The sequence below is a fragment of the Haloquadratum walsbyi J07HQW2 genome (assembly GCF_000415985.1).
GTDB classification, from domain to species: domain Archaea; phylum Halobacteriota; class Halobacteria; order Halobacteriales; family Haloferacaceae; genus Haloquadratum; species Haloquadratum walsbyi_B.
On sequence record NZ_KE356561.1, the window covers coordinates 3,583,535 to 3,585,603 of the forward strand.

The window sequence follows — 2,069 nt, forward strand, 5'->3', positions numbered from 1 at the left end:
GTAGATAGCGTAATAGGGCCATATTGCGTGGCCGATACCCGTGTTCTATTCAACAGAGCTGCTGTTACCTATCCTCGGCTGAGAGTTTCAACAATATTCCTACGCCAGATGTGAAACTTCGTCGGATTCCTCGACGTCGTCGAACTCGCCGCGCTCGACAGGCTCCCAATCCTCACCTGGCTCCGGACTCCACCAGTCAACCTCGTAGGCACCCGGTCCGCCGAGGATTTTCACCCGTGCCGAGCCGTCAGGTAGGTCGCGACGGAGCTTCTCATCGACGTGAAGGTTCCACGTCGAGTCGGTGTCGAAGCACGCGAGCACAGTCTCCTCGTAGCCACGGTTTTCTCGGGACTCTCGGAGGACGACCTGCGTGTTACAGTTCTTGCAGAACACTCCCTCGAAGGGAATGTGGGTGAACACTTCCTGCCCGCAGACGGGGCACCAGAGGAACTCGAACAGTGCTTTGCTGTGTCGGTCGAGTACTTCGAGACTCATTGTTGGGCCGACCCGGTTCGACCGGGTCACTCTCTCCGGTCCGGCCGAAAAACATCCTGCTTGCGTACGTTCTCAGCGTTCAGGGCCGTAGACGATGCGCGAAGGAGCTTCGTACCCACAGTCCGGGCAGTCGTACCAGCGCTGTACCTTCGCTCCATCAGCTGTCTTCTCACCGACGAGGACGTCGTCGTTCGGACACTCCGGACAGTTCAGTTCGGGCGCTGGCCGCTCCCGAAGCGCATCCCGAAATGCGGTCTCCTCTTTCGTCTCATAGCCCCGCGACCAGATTGGGTAGCCGTCGACGAGGATCGCCCCGCGCCATTTGTACCGGTACGACTCCGGAGCCTGATGGAGGACGGCTCGGGCCCCGGTCTCGGTGTTTCGATACGCGAGCATCGGCGAGCGGCTCTCGCGTCGCCAATCGGTGATGGGGGGCATTATTCAGAAGTGGACGTCAGCGGGTACGATCCAGAGCTCTTCACTCTCCTCGAGGAGTCGATCCAACTGTCCACGGTGGCGAATGCCGGTTCCGTGTTCGGTGTACAGGAAGATCGTTGGGTCGTCGTACGCACCGACCTGGTGGAAGGCGTGCCGCGCGAGGTCCTCGTCGCGCATGATCTCTTCGTCGGAGAACTCGTCGATGGCCTTTTTCACCCGCTCGAGGTTGCGCTCAAACTCCTCCTTTGTCGCCTCCCACCCACGATCGAGGAGATCCCGGCCGTCGTCGGAGTCGACCGGGGCTGCAGTCGGCAACTCTCCCCATCGCGCCTTCCCCGCAACGGACGTGTCTTCCTCATCGAAGGTCACAAAATAGTCGAATACTGCGCAGGAATGCGGCTCAGCGCCAACCAATCGATTGAACACCGTTTTCCCTGCAGCCAATGCTTCGTTTTCTGTCGATGCCTCGACGAGCGCGTAGATGACCATATGCATCTGAACCACTCTCACGCCCGTCGGTACGGTCACCGACGCGCGCCACTCTCTTGCTGGCGCGAATAGACAACTACTAGAGAAGACGATTATTCAGCTGGCCGTACGAAACAGATCTCACTCAGAAGGATAGATTCGTTCAGTACAGCCTCCATACTCACCGTTCAATCAGATTATTATCGGACAGTCACGAGACCCGCGAGAAAGATTAATGTACCACAAGAAATCGTCAACAGCGGCGTGGAAAGACTGGAGGTCGAATCAATCGTGAGCCAGAGTGCAGTACCCAAACAACTGAGCGCGACGAGTGAGCTGAAGATTTCGATACGACGTGGTTTGGCAGTTCCAGTACGGAATCGGCTATACAGAGCGTGTCCAAGCACAGTGATGGGGAAGACACCTGCGACCACGACCGCGAAGTGAACTGCAACCACACCTGCCATATCAAGTGCTGGTATAATGTCGCTCATAAGTGTCCCAAGAGCGTATAATCCGAGTAGTCCCACCAAGAGAACCGCAAGGGAACGTTCGACGCTATTGGCCGACAGACGCGGGAAGCGGGAGACCATCTTACCCATGTTAAATTCTCTCACCCAAAACGATCTAATCCTTCGCCAAGAAGCCAAGATACCCTATTGAACCGT

Annotated in this window: 4 protein-coding genes; all 4 read right to left on the reverse strand. The window is 57.2% G+C overall.

Annotated features, from left to right (window positions below; translation table 11 throughout):
• Positions 1-99: 99 nt before the first annotated feature.
• Positions 100-495 carry a DUF7567 family protein gene (locus J07HQW2_RS16640; protein WP_021056867.1) on the reverse strand — a complete coding sequence of 132 codons (396 nt, stop codon included), beginning with the start codon at positions 493-495 and terminating at the stop codon, positions 100-102.
• A 72-nt stretch (positions 496-567) separates the two neighbouring features.
• Positions 568-933: a DUF7568 family protein gene (locus J07HQW2_RS16645; RefSeq protein WP_021056868.1), complete on the reverse strand. Its 366-nt coding sequence runs from the start codon at positions 931-933 to the stop codon at positions 568-570.
• 3 nt (positions 934-936) lie between these two features.
• Positions 937-1,428 (reverse strand): DUF7995 family protein, encoded by a 492-nt coding sequence (locus J07HQW2_RS16650; RefSeq protein WP_048075372.1) that lies wholly within the window; start codon positions 1,426-1,428, stop codon positions 937-939.
• Between the two features lie 173 nt (positions 1,429-1,601).
• On the reverse strand, positions 1,602-1,895 hold the full coding sequence (locus J07HQW2_RS16655) for a hypothetical protein (protein ID WP_303704288.1): 294 nt from the start codon (positions 1,893-1,895) through the stop codon (positions 1,602-1,604).
• Positions 1,896-2,069: the final 174 nt, after the last annotated feature.

What these genes read in the sequence shown, in the direction of transcription:
- J07HQW2_RS16645 (WP_021056868.1), bottom strand. Translation starts at nt 933, where the DNA reads ATGCCCCCCATCACCGATTGGCGACGCGAGAGCCGCTCGCCGATGCTC.
- J07HQW2_RS16655 (WP_303704288.1), bottom strand. Translation starts at nt 1,895, where the DNA reads ATGAGCGACATTATACCAGCACTTGATATGGCAGGTGTGGTTGCAGTT.
- J07HQW2_RS16650 (WP_048075372.1), bottom strand. Translation starts at nt 1,428, where the DNA reads ATGCATATGGTCATCTACGCGCTCGTCGAGGCATCGACAGAAAACGAA.
- J07HQW2_RS16640 (WP_021056867.1), bottom strand. Translation starts at nt 495, where the DNA reads ATGAGTCTCGAAGTACTCGACCGACACAGCAAAGCACTGTTCGAGTTC.